This window comes from Spirosoma litoris, assembly GCF_054776755.1.
Window position 1 is genome coordinate 72,943 of sequence record NZ_BAAHBI010000070.1, and the last position, 17,044, is coordinate 89,986.

The window sequence follows — 17,044 nt, forward strand, 5'->3', positions numbered from 1 at the left end:
ACTAAGCTCGGTTCTGTTGGTTATTTCAAAAGCAATGGTTTAAATAGTTGTAAACCTGCATTATTTCGAGCCACGATAATTAATTGTCCCTGCGGTGTTCGGACTGGGCGAATATCGCGAATCTCGCCATTCAGCAAAAATCCGGCATCAATGGGCGACAAAGCCGTGAACGTTCCTTTGCCGTTATTCTGCAATACTAATCCATAACTGGCATCGTAGCGTCCCTGATAGGTACTTACTCCGTAGAAATTACCACCACCCAGCACATCAAGGTCGCCATCATGGTCGAAGTCTATTGCCTCAAGAGCGAATAGCTTCGATACCTGAGCCATCATTGGTAACTCGTGCACGACGAATTTTGGACCTCCGTCATGGCCGCTTTGATTCTCCAGATAAACCGACGCAAACTGGTTGACGGTAAATTCGTCAGCGCCTTTCAGTTCATCGTCTTTTAAGACTTCGTTGAGTGGTTTCCCCGCAAATGACACATAATCGGTAAAGCGCTTGTTGATGATGCTTGGCATTTGTTTACCCAGCTCATCTTTAAAGCCTAACGGGTACCATTCATCCCCACGATTGTAAGCAATGATCTGCTCGGAACTCTGGTTATTATCAACATCTTTTACCCACATTCGTAATTGCGAGTCGGGCGTTTTACGGAACTTGGTGTTCGTTCCTAGATTACCCGCAACTAAGTCAATATCACCATCCTTGTCGAAATCAGCTGCAATAATGCGTTGGTAAAAGCCATTTAATGGTGTTTTATCGGTTAAGATCGATTTACTTTCGGTAAACTTCCCTCCGTCATTCGTGAAAATTTTAACGGGCATCCAGTCTCCAGCCAGAATTAAATCGAGGTCTTTGTCGCCATCATAATCAGCCCAAACCGCGTCGGTAATCATACCAGCTTTTCGGAGTCCTTCGGCTAGTTTATCCGTCTGATCGGCGAAATGCCCTTTGCCGTCATTGACCAACAGGTATGAGTTCGGTGATTTCCCGTAGCCAAACCCAACAACCCGGCCTCCTACAAACAAATCGAGATCGCCATCTTTATCAATATCCTGAGGGCGCACACAGCTCTTGTTGTCGTACATGGGCGGTAACGCATTGACCGAGCGACTGAAATTCCCACGCCCATCGTTAAGGTACAGACGGTCGAACTGCTCCGGCATTTTGTCGTAGAATTCATTACCACCCGACACGACGTATAGGTCGAGGTCTTTATCGCCATCGGCATCGAAGAAAGCAGCATCGACATCCTCGTAGGTTGAATCTCTGGCGAAATCTGGCTGCATAGCTGGCTTGAATTTTCCATCAGCCTGTTGCAGCAATAAACTTCCCGCTTTCCACTTAGCACCTCCGGCATATATATCGTCCAGCCCATCGCCATTCACATCGCCTAAGGCCAAATGCGGCCCTTCTGTCGATACCTGAAACGGCATTAACGGCTCACGGACGTAATCGTAATATTCTTTATTCTCTTTATGCTTGTATGGAATTGAATCGGCAGTGGTAACATCGACAAAGAGCGGATGAATAGCAGGGGTCGCGTACCGATAATTCGTGCCGTCGAGTTGGGCGTCCGTTTGTTTTAAGGTGAGCGTCTGATTGGTTTTCACCTTTGTGCGAATCTCCATTCGCTGATTTGGCCAGATTACAATCAATGAATCAATTACGTCTCGCTTCCCCAGACCAAACAGCAATTCTGGTGCTACAGACGACTCGAAACCACGAGTTGGCATCAATTGCTGTACTTGCAAACTATCTCCGTGCAACGAACCGCCATATTTAGCAATTACCTTCGCACCCACTCCAAACGTATTCGGAGCATCCCCTTTCAGTTTAACCGTCAGATGCGTGTTGTCAGGAAAAATTGTGGTTGCCTCATTGCGATAAAGGCCCGCCGGATCGTCGATGTTGTTCGTAATTAAATCCAGATCGCCATCATTGTCCAGATCGGCATACGCTGCCCCATTTGAAAAATTAGGCACCGAGAATCCCCAGGCAGACGATTTATCCTCGAAGCGGAGCGATGGAGTACCCCGATAAATATAATTATGAGACTTGCCTTCCGGCATCAACTTAATAGCCCGTTCATCGAGCGATTTCGACGTTTCCATCGCATACCGAAGGGAGTCATCGGCAGCAAATTTCACATAGTCGAGGTTGTTAGGGCGATGGACAATGCCATTGGAAATAAACAGGTCTTTTATGCCGTCATTATCATAATCGGCCAACAAAGGCGACCAGCTCCAGTCTGTTGCTGCCACGCCTGCCATAGCCCCAACCTCCATAAACTTCTTCCCTGACAGGTTTAGCTGAAGGCAGTTTCGGCTATACTGGTTCATGTAGCCATAGGCCAGTTTGTAGATATAGATGTCCAACGGATCTTCGCCCAGCGATGACTTTTCGACGGTTTCATCTTCGGGATACATATCCAGCGTAACCACGTCGGCAAAGCCATCGTTATTGACATCAGCCACATCGTTACCCATTGAAAAACGGCTGGTATGCTGGAATGCTTTTTTTACACTTTCCGTAAAACCACCTTTCTGGTTATTGATGTAGTAGTAATCATCTTCGTGAAAATCATTTGATATGTATAGATCCTCCCAACCATCGTTGTTCAGATCGGCCACCGATATACCCAGCCCATACCCCATTGCAGCGCCGAAAATGCCCGCCTGTTCGCTAACATTTATAAAGCGTTTAGAACCAGAGACTGGTGACTTGCTCCCTGCCGCCTGCTCCACGCTCATATTTTTAAACAGGTAATCGCCCGACTCATTATGACGAAGATTACGCGCCGTTACCCGATCGTAACTACGTGACGTATGAACAGCATGATTGAGCAGGTAGCAGTCTAAATCGCCGTCATGGTCGTAATCGAAAAAGGCCGCCTGTGTTGAGAAACCCGTAAAATCCAGCCCATAATCGGCGGCTTTTTCGGTAAAGGTCCCATCGCCGTTGTTGATGTATAGCTCATTGGCTCCCTCCAGCCCCCGGAAATTGCCTACAGCACAAACGTAAATATCCAGAAAGCCGTCGCCATTGACATCGGCCATCGTAGAGCCTGTTTGCCAATCCGAAAAACCGGCAACCCCTGCTTTCTCGGTAATATCTTCGAACTTAAAGTTGCCTTTATTGAGATAGAGTTTGTTCTTCCCCTGATTCGATACAAAGTATAAATCTGTCAGACCATCGTTGTTGATATCACCCGCCGATACACCACCCCCATTATAAAAATAGAGGTAGTCGAGGATATTCAATTTTTCGCTTGGTACAAGATGATTAACAAACCCAACACCCGTTTGAGTAGAGTCGAGTGCCTGAAAGAGCTGTTTTTCTGACTTGAATGGGTTACAACCTGCCAGCGCTAACAAGCCAGCCGTTAGGAATAAAGCAATACGTTTCATATAAAAGGAGTGGGGAGCGGGGAGCGAGGAGTGAGAGTACTTCGCCAGTCATTCTCACTCCTCGCTCCCCGCTTCTATTACTTAATTAAAAAAACCTGCGTGCGGTCGTTATTTTTTGCCAGAACAAGTTGACCTTGCTTAAGCCGTGCCATACGACGAACCTGACCGCGCACAAAGAAGCCAGAGGCTGCCGGATTGATCGACTCGTACGCCATACGGCCGTCAGCGGCTTTGCCCCGGTTTCGTAATACGACCCCATAATTACCATCGTAACGGCCAACTTCAGGAAGTACATCGAGGAAATTCCCCGCCAAAACGAGGTCGGTACGACCGTCGTGATCGTAATCGGTGAAGACAACACTACAAATGGGCGATAATTGGGCATCGGTTGGTAAGGGTTGAAACGTTAAATCGCCTTTACCCGAATTCAGTAGAATAGCCGTTTCACCTATAAACGATTGCTTAACGACAGCCTGTTTCAGTTGATCTTCATCCAGAATTTCATTAATCTTCTTACCCGCGTAATCGCCAAACTTTATAAATTTTTTCTTGATTGTAGGCATTTCCTTCTGCAAATCGCTTTTCAGTACCATTGGGTACAGTTCGCCGGTTTCATCGGCACAATTTATAATCTGCTCCAGCGTACCGTTATGATCAAAATCACCCACATAAATTTCAGCCGGAACGGTTTGGGTAGCCCGAATGCGGGAATTGAGCCCTAAATTACCCACTACCAAATCCAAGTCGCCATCACCATCGGCATCGCCTGCGGTTACACAATTCCACCAGCCATTCGTTTTCAACGGTTTACCTTCGGTATCCTTTATCGATAACTCTGGATTCTGAGTTAGTTTACCCCGCTTGTTTTCGAATACCCGGATCGGCTCCCAATCGCCAACGACAATCAATTCGGGATACTTATCGCCGTTCAAATCGGCCCATGTTGCTCCGGTAACCATACCTAGCTGATCAATATCAGCCAGGAAGCGTTTGGTGTAATTTTTGAAATTTCCGGTGCCATCATTCGTAAGCAGATAGCTCGCTGGATTATATCCATATTGACTTGGAATTAGACGAGAACCAATAAACAGGTCAATATCACCGTCCTGATCAAAATCTGCGGCTGCCACGCATGAGCCACTCGCCTTCAGGTTAGGCAATCCTGTTTCAGAGCGACTAAATCCGCCCTTCCCGTCATTTAGGTAAAGCTGATCCAATAGTTCCTCTGAGTCAGCGCTAAACTCATTACTACCTGATACGACGTATAAATCCAGATCATTATCGCCATCGGCATCGAAGAAAACGGCGTCGACAGCTTCTGAAATGGTATCCTGTTTCATGCTAACAGGCGTTTTATCGACAAAACGCCCAGCGGGTTGCTGTAGAAATAAATGTCCCGACTGCCCACTAGCACCGCCAAGAAACACATCGTCCAGCCCATCGCCATTTACGTCGCCAGTAGCCAAGGCAGGTCCCTGAGTAGAGAGTTGCTGTTTTAACAAAGCATCTCGATTATAATCGACAAAGGGGCTTTCTTTATGCAAATAGCTCAACCCCGAAGCGGCTGTATTGTCCTGAAAATAGGACCGTGCAAGGGTTATAGAAGGCTTCCATAGTTGATTCGCATCTGCCCAACGGAGCGTCAATAGCTGATTAGCTTTAGGCTGGCGTAAGGTTTGCTTTTTATCGTCCGGCCAAATGACTATTAACGAATCAATCTGAGGTTTGTCGCCCAGGCCAAAAACTAGATTTAGGTCGACCGACGATTCAAAACCCCGGTTTGGCATCTGTTGCAGCAATTGCATCCGACCAGGCTGATAAACGAATACTTTGGTGCCAATGGCGTTTCGGTTCAGGCCGCTTCCTTCCAGTTTTATTTTCAAATAATTTGCCTTGCGCTCTTCGCTCGATTTATTCTGGTAGATCGAAACGGGAGAATTTACATTGTTGACAACCAAGTCTAAATCACCATCATTGTCTAAATCACCATAGGCGGCACCATTAGAAAAATCAGGTTCCGAAAGACCCCAATCAACCGCTTTGTTGGTAAAATGGAGGTTTCCATCATTATGAAAGGCATAATTGGGAATAGCCTCGGAAGGGGTTTTATCCAAAAACTCTTTAAAATTAAACGCTCTCTGGCGGGCCATCTGAGCCATATTCTCGCGATCGGCCAGGAAGTTTACGAAGTCTTGATCGGTTACGTCTTTGGCAATTCCATTGGCCACAAAAATGTCTTTCTGCCCATCATTATCCATATCAAAAATCAGCGCCCCCCAGCTCCAGTCTGTCGCCTGAACCCCCGAGAAGCGGGCAATGTCGCTAAAGGTTGGCAAGCCATTATTACCCGGCTGATTTCCCTGATTCAGGTGCAACATATTTTGCATGTACTGATAGTGGAAATCACGCCCAACCTTAATTTGCTCCAGATCGTGCCCTTCGTAACTGGAATTACGTTTTAAACGCCGGTCATTGCCGGGCAACATATCCGTTATGAAAATATCGAGTTTGCCATCATTATTAACATCAGCCACATCGGCTCCCATAGACGACAGACTGGTATGCGGCATCGACTCTTTTATCGACTCCCGAAACGTTCCATCGTGGTTATTGATGTAGAGGTAATCCCGTTCATAAAAGTCATTGGAGATATAAATGTCGGGCCAGTTATCTTCATTCACATCACCGATGGTTATACCAAGGCCAAAGCCAATCACGCTACCATAAATCCCGGCTTTTTCGCTGACATCGGTAAAATGCTTACCCTTCTCCTGATCGTTCCGGAAGAATTTATGGCCGCCTAACGAATCACGCTGCGCCCGTAAGTTTGCATAGACCAACTTACCAACAGGCATAAAGCTATTGTTCAGCAGGTACATATCCAGATCGCCGTCCCGGTCATAATCAAAAAAAGCTGCGTGTGTGGAGTAACCCCGATCAGCTAAACCATATTCGGCTGCGCTCTCCGTAAATGTCGGAACCCCATTGGCATCATTCCCATTGTTGATAAAGAGCTCATTAGCGCGATCATCACCCTCGCGATTGCCCGCATTACACACGTAAAGATCAAGTCGCCCATCACCATTTACATCGGCAAACGTAGCGCCTGTACTCCACGCTCGTTTTCCACCTACACCCGCTTTGGCCGAAATATCATCGAATTGTATGCCGCTTTGCCCAGGAGCAGTTCGGTTCAGATAGAGTTTATTCTCGCCCATATTGGCGATCAGAAATACATCGGCCAGGCCGTCATTATTTACATCGCCGATGGCTACGCCACCGCCGTTATAAAAATTCCGGTAATTGAAGATGTTGAAATCCTTATCGTCGGTAACAGTGTTGGTAAAATTGACGTGTGTCTCGTCGGACGACAATTTCTGAAACAGTGGATCGGATGGCGTCTGTTGCTTTGACTGGCAGCCTATAAACAGGCCAATTGCCAGAACGATTAAAAGGATACGCATTGGTACAAGCACATGAAAAACAAATCGTATTGGTAAACAGTAGTGAAGGAAGTATGTAGGACGATTTTCGTTTTTAAGGGACTGCAAATGTAACGAATTATGAAGGTTGATTAGGTATATTCGACCAATTAATTGGCTTTTAATCAGTCACTAAAACAAAAAGAGCAAGCCCAGATGAGCCTGCTCTTTTTGCCTTCTGAAAGGAAGATTAATAACCTGGATTTTGCTTCAGGTTTGGATTCAACGCCAGCTGATCTCTTGGAATTGGGTACAATGTCCAGTGGCTATCTGCATCTTTAGGCTTAAAGCGTTTAGCATCGCCAAAGGTTCCGAAACGGATTTGGTCCTGACGGCGGTGATATTCCCAAGCCATTTCACGACCACGTTCCGCTAACATGTCGCTCAGTGTTAATGTAGTGAAGTCTGGCATACCAGCACGCTTACGAATCAGGTTTACATCCGTTAGAGCGGTTGCCGTATTACCTAAACGTAAGTTAGCTTCGGCACGCATCAGGTAAACGTCAGCTAAACGATACACGACGAAGTCGTTATCCTGGCTAGTAAACGAGTTGTTCGTCTGAATCTGATATTTTACACTACGAGCACCGGCTACACGACCAGGAGCACCGGCAGCTAAAACGAGCGATGGAATCTCTGGGGTGAAAGCCAGCGGGATGGCATCATCCATCAGTGGTGTACCATCAGCTTTGTACTGCTGTCCAACCAGCCACATTTTTTTCCGAACGTCCTTGTCATCGAACGAGTTGTAGAACTCCGTTACGGCCGCGAAACCGTTCCAGGGGGCTGTACCCAGGTTATAGGTCAGCTGGTTCAGGTAGTGCAAGTTCTGCATTTGTACCTGGAAGCCTTGCCGTTTCGACTTATCAAATGGAGTCGCCAGGATAATCTCTGCCGAATTCTGGTTCTGTGTTACGAAGTTGCTGAAGAAATCACCAACAATCTGGAATTTACCAGAGCTGATAATATTATTACAACGCGTAATGGCATCCGCCCAACGAGGAGTACCTGTATACACCTGTGCATTCAGATACATTTTTGCCAGAATCATATCAGCTACATACTTGTTCATACGACCGTAGTATGCACCCCCTACTGTACTGCTTAAGTTCGGATAAGCCGCCAATAGTTCTTTTTCTACGAAAGCAAACATATCAGCACGGGTACTCTGTTTAGGCGTACCTGCCGAAACCTGATCAGCAATGATTGCATTGCCGAATAGATCCATTGCTTCGTAGTGGAAGAACGCCCGCAATGTTTTTAACTCTGCAATGACGCCAGCATCCTTAATTGTACCAAGCTGTTGGTTAATAGAGGTGATGTTGTTATAACACCAGTTCCAGGGACCATTGAATTGGTTGTTGTCCGTAACAGGGTCCCAGGTGTGTGTGTATAAACGCACCCAGTTATCACCATCTTTCCAGTCACCGCCACGGGTTGGAACAATCTGTTCATCCGTAGTCGTATTCAGGTTGGTGAGGTTACCGTAGTAATCGCCCAGTCCATTGTATAATGGGCCGATCAAAGCCGCCTGTTGGGCAGCCGTCGTACCGAATGTACCGCTGGTTGGGATAACGTCGTAAGTCGTCTCGTCAAGATTCGTACAAGACTGACCTGCCAGCATAAGTGCCGAGCATCCCAGAAGCACTTTTATGGTTATTCGTTGCATATAAGTTTTTGATAGGTAATTAATTACACCATTAAAGCCTAGGCCCTATACTAACGGTGTGTTCATTAAAGCAGTTTTCACAAACCGAATTATTTTTTGGATTTAATCCGGTTTGCGAGCTGTAATTAAGGCTAGAACGTCAAGTTCACACCCAACTGGAACGTACGTGTTTTAGGATAAACGCCATAGGCATCTAAGCCAACGTTGTTTGGAGCCTGTGTAGTGCTACTTGGCAAATCACCTTTTACCTGTAACTCAGGGTCAATGCCTTTGTATTTGGTGATAATGAACAGGTTGTTACCACCTAAGTAAATACGAGCATTGGTGATGTATTTGCTAGCTGGCAGTGGCACGTTATACCCAATTTGCCAGTTGTCGAAGCGAACAAATGAACCACTTTCAAGCCAGTTTGTCGATAATACGTTGATACCATAACCCTTCGGCATCGTCGTTACGTCTTTCAACATGTTCGTCTCCAGAATCGACCCTGGAATCATCAGGTTCGACCGCAGGTTGTTCAGGATTGTGTTACCAAACGTACCACGCAGCTGGAAATACAAATCAAATCCTTTGTAGCGGAATGTGTTGATAAACGACGCATTCAGGAATGGCTGTGGGTTGCCTTGTTTCAGGGGTGAGCCAGCAGCTACAGCTACAGCAGCATCTGCTTTAGAAACGTCCGTTACAGGGGTATCGCCCGAACCTGCTTTTAACAGAACCTGACCAGTCGAGTTGTAACCAACAAAAGTTGGAACGTTGTTAAACTCGCCCAGAGGCTGTCCTGGTGTCAGGTACGAAGCATATACATCCGACAAACCACGACCACCAAATGGGTTGAAACGAACCAGACCATTGCTGAACTGATCATTCGAGAGCGAAACAATCGTGTTTTTGTTATACGCTGCAACAGCCCGAGCATTCCAGGAGAAAGCACCTTTCTGAATAACATCGCCACCAAACGAGAATTCAACACCAGAGTTACGCATCGAACCTACGTTTGCCAGAATAACAGGGGTAAAGTAAGTCACCCCATCAGCTGGTACAGAATATGGATACAACATATCCTTCGTCAGCTTATTGTAATATTCCAGCGTACCGCTGAATCGACCGCCGATCAGTTGGAAGTCCAAACCAACGTTTGTTGTTGTCAACACTTCCCATTTCAGGTTTGGGTTAGCATTTTGCGTAATACCATAACCTGGCAGGAAGTCGCCTAATGAACCATCATAGTACGTTCCTTTCTGACCGTACAATTGGATGGAGTTGTACGGAGCAATACCTTCTGAGTTACCGGTTTGTCCGTAACCAGCGCGTAGTTTCAGGAAGTTAAGCGTATTGCTCTTTGGGAAGAATTTCTCGTTGGTAATTGTCCAGCCCGCACCAACCGATGGGAACATACCCCATTTGTTGTTCGCACCGAATTTAGAGCTACCATCCCGACGAAGGGTTGCCGTAACGTTGTACCGATCATTCAGGTTTAACGTTGCCCGGCCAAAGAACGAAATCAGTTTCGACTGGTTCCGGTTAGAGACAGCATAGTTGTTAGCTGGGTTTACTAACGTTCCCGAACCTAAACCTAAGTTATCGTACGTAACATTGCTGGTAACGAAACCTGAGTTAGCGGCAGTAAAGCCATCGTTATCAAACTGTTGGAACGAATAACCACCCAGTACATTAAAGTTGCTATTTTGTGCACCAAATCCTTTTGTGTAGCTAAGCGTCGTTTCTAACAGCTTCGTATTGCTTTCTGTATAGCTACGGCCTGCGCGTCCATTGTTAGCAGAATACGCCTTAACATTTGGATCTGTAGAGAACGCTGCAATTGTGTTATCGCGCTGCAATTGTCCGCTTACGCCAGCAATCAGACCATCCAGAATTTCGTAGCGCAACGAAACACCACCCTGTAAATAACGCTGTACAGCATTGTTGGTAGAAGTTTCCAACATGGCAACAGGGTTGAATAAATCAAAGCTACCGCCTACTTCAGCATAGCTACCATTAGCATTGCGCACAGGCAATGTTGGGATCATGGTTAATGCCCGGTTAAGGATACCATTTGAGCCACCCGAGCCACTAATGTTGGGCGCGCCGTTCGCGCCGTTATCCGGGAAATCTTTATTCGTTTCCGAGTAAGACAGGTTATACTGGATATTCAGGCGGTTGTCGAAGGCTTTTTGGTCGAGGTTGATCCGACCCGTAACCCGGTCAAAACCAGTCCGTTTAACAATACCCTGGTTCTTAATGTAGTTTAACGAACCCCGATAGCTAAACGTTGGCGAACCACCAGCAATAGCCAGATCATGGTTGTTCGTCACAGCCGTCCGAGTGATTTGCTTAATCCAGTCGGTATTATTGTTACCGGTAGGGAAACGCTGTGCATCCAATAAGGCAGAATCGCCTTTAAACGACCTTACTGCAGCACGATAGCCGTCAGCATCCAGCATATTTAGGCGGTTCGATATAACTGATATACCGATATAGTTATTAAAGGTAACCGTTGTTTTGCCCGACTTACCACGCTTGGTGGTTACCAGAATAACGCCGTTAGCAGCACGCGAACCATAAATGGCAGCAGCTGATGCATCTTTCAATACGTCCATCGACTCGATATCCTGTGGAGAGATTGTGCTGATAGGAACACCGATCATACCATCTACCACATAAAGAGGATCGCTACCACCAGCCAGCGACGTGTAACCACGCAGGCGAACCGTTGGTGCCTGGTTTGGGTCACCCGAAGGTGCTGTGATTACCAGACCAGCCACTTTACCCTGGATAGCCTGCAATGGGTTAGGGTTAACCCCGGCGTTGAAATCTTTAGCGGTTACCTGTACAACCGAACCCGTTAAGTCTTTGCGTTTAGCTGTACCATAACCAACTACAACGACTTCTTCCAACGCTTTTGTATCGTCGGCCAGTTTAACATCGACTACCGAGCGGTTTCCTACAGCTACTTCCTGCGAAGTATAGCCGATAAAACTTAATACAAGCGTTGCATTGTCGGGCACGTTGGCCAGCGAATACTTACCTTCAGCATCAGTGTTCGTACCACGTTGGGTACCTTTAATTTGCACACTTACGCCAGGCAGCGATGCGCCTGCTGGGTCAGTTACGGTACCTGTTACAGTACGGCCCTGTGCCCAGGCCACTGAATTGCCCACTAGCAGTATCATTGCCATTATAGTCATCAAGCTTAACGCTGCCTTCTGACTAAATGACTTAGGTTGGGAAAACCCAACCTGACCTACGTAGCCACCGAAGCGGTTCATTTTGTAGGATTTGTCCATCATAGGTTTACAGTAAAAATTGGAGATAGGTGATTTGCTGGTTTACGGTTAACTACTCTATTATATCCTTCACAACAGGCATGTATCTACATGCAAAAAAAGTACATACATATTGTCATAATTGTAGAAACTTGGCAGGAATTTATAGAACCTAACCCTGAACCAGTTGGCGAATTACAGAATGTTGGGCATAAAATACAAATACTGGGAGGTTAAAATTTAGTAAATTACCATCAAAATTGTATCATAATATTTGTTAAATAAGCCAAATTGAATTGAATTATTTCTACAATTATAATTTTTCAATGATTTAATTTATCTAATTATCAATCACTTAAGATTAAAATGAAGAGTTTATATTTATAAATTTTCCAATAAAATATCGTCATTATTTTTTATCGACTCAGCAAAAAAAATCTGCTATTTACATTTAATTTTGCCTAAGTTTTTTTCGGCTGTGATAAATAATCAGCCGCTATGTCTCTATGAGTGCGGAATCCCTCAAAAACTTAGCTAGCCAACTTACGGGCGATCTCTTCGATGATTTTACGCAACGGACCCTATACGCAACAGATGCATCTGCGTATCGGGAAATGCCCACGGCTGTTGCTGTTCCTAAAACGATTGATGATCTTAAGGTTCTAATCGCCTACGCGAATCAGTATAAAACACCATTGATTCCCCGTACCGCCGGAACATCGCTGGCTGGCCAGGTCGTTGGCAGCGGGATCGTGGTTGATGTATCGAAGCACTTTACCAAAATTCTGGAAATCAACCCCGAGGAGCGCTGGGTGCGTGTGCAGCCCGGTGTTATCCGCGATGAGTTGAATCAGTTTCTAAAGCCTTACGGGTTGTATTTTGGGCCAGAAACGTCGACGGCTAACCGGGCTATGATTGGTGGCATGGTGGGAAATAACTCCTGCGGTTCTAATTCCGTGGTTTATCGATCTACCCGCGAACATACGTTGTCGGTTAAGGCATTATTGGCCGATGGCTCTGAGGCCGAGTTTGGCCCTACCACTACCTGGGAGTTAACGAAGCAGATAAGTGAGGCTAGTCGCCAAAATGACCGAACGCGGCCCGGGTCTGCAACACGGATGAGTAAGATTCTGCTCAAGACAAACTCTATTTTATCTGACCCTGTCAATCAGGAAGAAATTCGACGAAATTTTCCTAAGAAAACCATCGAGCGTCGGAATACAGGTTATGCGTTGGACACGCTGCTCGACATGGAACCCTTTACAAGCGGAGGTGAGCCATTCAATATGGCTAAATTCATTGCTGGTTCAGAAGGTACCCTCTGTTTCCTGACTGAAATTAAACTGAATGTAGTTCCTCTTCCCCCCAAAGAAGGCGGCCTGGTATGTGTACATTGTCATTCCATTGATGAGGCCCTTCGAGCGACTCTACTAGCCTTAAAATACAAGCCTTACGCAGTTGAGTTAATCGACGATATTATTCTGGAACGGGCTGATACAAATCCTGAACAGCGTCAAAACAGTTTTTTCGTTCAGAAAACCCCAACGAATCATTTCCCTATTATTCTGGTTGTTGACCTCTCCCGCGATACGCGAGCTGAGATTGAAAAACTGGCAGCCGAAATGGAAGCCGATATGCGAGCGGCAGGGATGGGCTATCATTTTCCACTTCTGTTTGGGGAGGATACCAAGAAAATCTGGAATCTCCGCAAAGCAGGTTTAGGCCTCTTAGGGAACCTTCCGGGCGACGCGAAAGCCGTTGCGGTTATCGAAGATACAACTGTCGACGTTGCCGATCTGCCCGACTATATTCGCGACTTCAACGAGATTCTAGCCAAGCATAATATGCACGCCGTGCACTATGCCCATGCAGGATCAGGTGAGATCCACTTAAGACCTATTATCAATCTTAAGACTGCTGAAGGCCATCAGCAATACCGGATGATTGCCGAAGAAATTGCCACACTAGTCAAAAAATACGATGGTTCGCTCTCGGGCGAACACGGTGATGGACGATTGCGGGGCGAATTTATTCCGCAAATGGTAGGCGCTCATAACTATGAGTTAATGCGTCAGATTAAGCATACCTGGGACCCCGATGGTATTTTTAATCCCGGCAAAATTGTTGAAACGCCCCCGATGGACACTTTCCTTCGGTACGAAGCGGGCCAGCAAACGCCTGACTTTCAAACCTATTTTCGGTATAAAGATCAAAATGTGCTTCAACATGCTGAGCAGTGTAATGGCTCGGGCGATTGTCGGAAAACCCAGGCTTCTGGCGGAACCATGTGTCCAAGTTACATGGCAACCCGAAACGAGAAGGATACAACGCGGGCCAGAGCGAACATTCTACGCGAGATGTTAACGCACTCACCCAAAGAAAATCGATTTGATCATCAGGAAATTAAAGAAGTTTATGATCTCTGCCTGTCGTGCAAGGGTTGTAAAAATGAATGCCCTTCTAACGTAGATGTAGCTAAGCTAAAAGCAGAGTTTCTACAGCACTATTACGATACTAACGGTGTACCTATACGTTCTCGTTTAATTGCCAATTTTGCTCGACTTTCAAGTTTGGCATCGGTTGTTCCCTGGGCCTGGAATGGCATTTTAGGTACTCCCTCCCTCCGACGAATTGCGAACAAAGTCGTTGGTTTTCACCCAGATCGGACTATGCCCTTGATGAGCAGTACAACCTTGAAACGTTGGGTGAATAGTCGGAGGCAGGGAGCGAGGGACAAAGCGCCGGAAGCCAAACGGCTTTATCTCTTTTGCGATGAATTTACAAATTATAACGACGTTGAGGTTGGTCAAAAAGCGGTTCAATTATTTGAGCGCTTAGGTTATGAAGTGGTTATTCCAGAACACGGCGAAAGCGGTCGGGCAGCGCTTTCGAAAGGCATGCTAAAGTATGCTAAAACGCTGGCCGAGAAGAATATCCATTCACTGAAAGATGTTGTAACGACAGAAACACCTTTAGTCGGATTAGAGCCGTCTGCGATTCTAACGTTCCGGGACGAGTATCCTGATCTGGTCGATGAATCGCTTATACCAGCCGCCAAACATCTGGCCGAAAATACGATGACCTTTGAAGAGTTTATAGCCCGTGAATTAGAGGCTGGCCGGATTCGGGCTGATCAGTTTACCGACGAAAAACGGCTGATTAAACTACATGGTCATTGCCAGCAGAAAGCGGTATCATCTTTAGTTCCGGGGAAGAAAGCCCTGTCTCTACCCAAAAATTATACGGTACAGCTCATTCCATCGGGCTGCTGCGGTATGGCGGGTTCGTTCGGTTATGAGGCTGAGCATTATGAAGTGTCGATGAAGGTAGGCGAATTAGTGCTGTTCCCCACCGTTCGTCAGGCTGCCGATGATGTGATTATAGCTGCGCCGGGCACTTCCTGCCGCCATCAGATTAAAGACGGCACGAGTCGTAAAGCCAAGCATCCGGCCGAGATTTTACTGGAAGCGCTTAAGTAGTTCCGTTGATTGGTCCTTAGTCTGTTTTAGCTTTTCGTTGACCCTAGTTTTGTCATTCTGACGAAGGAAGAATCTTAACGCTTTTTTACTTTCAAGTAAGGATAGGTTGAGATTCTTCCTTCGTCAGAATGACAAAAGCACTTGCTTGGGCAACTATTTCCAAAAGTTTAAACAGTTCCTTCTATAAAAACACCATTACTTACTAAAAGGCCATTGCTTCCGGACTCCTGACGAAATCAGGAAGGTGATAATACCTAATCCAATAACTGTTAAGCCTGAGAGCATAAAGGTCAATCCCGTTGAGAAGAAAATAAAGAGCCAAATCCCAATAGCCAGCACTACTGGCAATGGATAGAACGGCATTCGGAAGGGAAACTCAATAGCCTTTCGTCGGCGATGAAGCAGGAGCAAGCCAATGGCCTGTCCAACAAATTGTATAACGATCCGCATCGCCAGAATAGCCGTGATTACATCGCCCAGTCGGAATAAAAGACTGAATACGAATCCCAATCCACCCAAAAAGAGCAACGACATATACGGAAACTGTCGGGTTGGATGCAGCTTGGCAAAAATTCCAAAAAACTGCCCATCAACAGCAGCGGCATAAGGCACACGGGAATAACCCAATAGTACGGCAAAGAGCGATGAAAAGGCAACTAATAACACTAAAACGGTAGCGAGTCGGGCAGCACCAGCGCCGTATAGTGTTTCAACAAACGTACTGACAATGAACTGGCTATCCTGTGCAATCTGCCAGGGCACCACGCTTACTACACTCAAATTCATGAGTAGATATAACCCAGCAATACCCACAATCGAAATAAACATACTGACGGGAATATTTCGGCTGGGTCGTTGAATTTCGCCCCCTAAATGGCAAACATTATAATAGCCCAGATAACAATAAATTGTCTTGACGGATGCCTGCCCTAAACCAGCCGCTAAAATGCCTCCACTAACCGAACCCATCGACTGAAGCGTTTCTGATAAGGGAATTCGGGCATTACTCAAACCACCAATAATAATCCAACCTAGCGTTAGTAGCACAGCCCCCCACATAACTAAGCCAATTTTGCCAATTGAGTCGATTTTCCGATACAATAAGGCAATGATAATCAGCACAACTCCGCCCGAAACCGCTTTTCGTTGCCATTCATCCAGCGGCATCAGGTAAGACGCGTACTGAGCGAACCCGATGGCGCCTGAGGCAACTACCAGGGGCGCCTGAATGAGAGTTTGCCAGACGTACAGAAAAGAGAGTAGTTTACCCCATTTCTGCTCGCCGTAGGAGATTTTAAGAAAGTTATAACTCCCTCCTGCCTTTGGAAAGGCAGCCCCTAGTTCGGCCCAAACGAACGCATCGATCAGGGAGACAACCGCGCCGAGTACCCAAGCCCACAAAAACAATGGGCCACCTAAGGTTTTGATAACCAATGGCAACACAACAAACGGCCCAATACCGACCATATCGATCATGTTCAGGGCGGTGCCTTGTAAAAGCGTCAGGCTACGAGGTAAATCTGCTGATGCCGTATGAGAAGATTGATTCGAAGGCGTAGTGTTACTCAATAGCGTATTGGATAACAGACTAAGTTAAGAAAAAGATTGTTCTTTTGACTAAGGCTAGAAAGCGCTTAAAAGTTCGACTAAGATCGAACTTACAAAGACAAAAAGCCCTGTGAGTGATGCCAGGCACAATACCAGAACATCGCTCACAGGGCTTTTTGCCAAT

The 17,044-nt window shown here is 46.2% G+C and carries 6 protein-coding genes; 1 reads left to right on the top strand and 5 read right to left on the bottom strand.

Annotation, left to right across the window (positions count from 1 at the left end):
* Window positions 1–20 precede the first annotated feature (20 nt).
* From ACYVGR_RS33215 to ACYVGR_RS33230, 4 genes are all read right to left on the bottom strand, one after another.
* Entirely contained in the window at window positions 21–3,416 is a 3,396-nt protein-coding gene (locus tag ACYVGR_RS33215; protein ID WP_460964570.1) for a VCBS repeat-containing protein, read from the bottom strand.
* Between the two features lie 77 nt (window positions 3,417–3,493).
* Entirely contained in the window at window positions 3,494–6,880 is a 3,387-nt protein-coding gene (locus ACYVGR_RS33220) for a VCBS repeat-containing protein (RefSeq protein ID WP_460964572.1), read from the bottom strand.
* A 208-nt stretch (window positions 6,881–7,088) separates the two neighbouring features.
* Window positions 7,089–8,567, bottom strand: a complete 1,479-nt coding sequence (locus ACYVGR_RS33225; protein ID WP_460964573.1) for a RagB/SusD family nutrient uptake outer membrane protein — start codon at window positions 8,565–8,567, stop codon at window positions 7,089–7,091.
* Between the two features lie 131 nt (window positions 8,568–8,698).
* Window positions 8,699–11,857 (bottom strand): SusC/RagA family TonB-linked outer membrane protein, encoded by a 3,159-nt coding sequence (locus ACYVGR_RS33230; RefSeq protein WP_460964575.1) that lies wholly within the window; start codon window positions 11,855–11,857, stop codon window positions 8,699–8,701.
* A gap of 482 nt (window positions 11,858–12,339) precedes the next feature.
* Here ACYVGR_RS33230 and ACYVGR_RS33235 point away from each other — a divergent pair, with 482 nt between their 5' ends.
* Window positions 12,340–15,312, top strand: coding sequence for an FAD-binding and (Fe-S)-binding domain-containing protein (locus tag ACYVGR_RS33235; protein ID WP_460964577.1), 2,973 nt, complete (start codon window positions 12,340–12,342; stop codon window positions 15,310–15,312).
* 195 nt (window positions 15,313–15,507) lie between these two features.
* Here the strand turns inward: ACYVGR_RS33235 and ACYVGR_RS33240 are convergent, their stop codons facing one another.
* Entirely contained in the window at window positions 15,508–16,881 is a 1,374-nt protein-coding gene (locus tag ACYVGR_RS33240; RefSeq protein WP_460964579.1) for an APC family permease, read from the bottom strand.
* Between the last annotated feature and the right edge of the window lie 163 nt (window positions 16,882–17,044).

What these genes read in the sequence shown, in the direction of transcription:
- ACYVGR_RS33215 (WP_460964570.1), bottom strand. Translation starts at nt 3,416, where the DNA reads ATGAAACGTATTGCTTTATTCCTAACGGCTGGCTTGTTAGCGCTGGCA.
- ACYVGR_RS33220 (WP_460964572.1), bottom strand. Translation starts at nt 6,880, where the DNA reads ATGCGTATCCTTTTAATCGTTCTGGCAATTGGCCTGTTTATAGGCTGC.
- ACYVGR_RS33225 (WP_460964573.1), bottom strand. Translation starts at nt 8,567, where the DNA reads ATGCAACGAATAACCATAAAAGTGCTTCTGGGATGCTCGGCACTTATG.
- ACYVGR_RS33230 (WP_460964575.1), bottom strand. Translation starts at nt 11,857, where the DNA reads ATGATGGACAAATCCTACAAAATGAACCGCTTCGGTGGCTACGTAGGT.
- ACYVGR_RS33235 (WP_460964577.1), top strand. Translation starts at nt 12,340, where the DNA reads ATGAGTGCGGAATCCCTCAAAAACTTAGCTAGCCAACTTACGGGCGAT.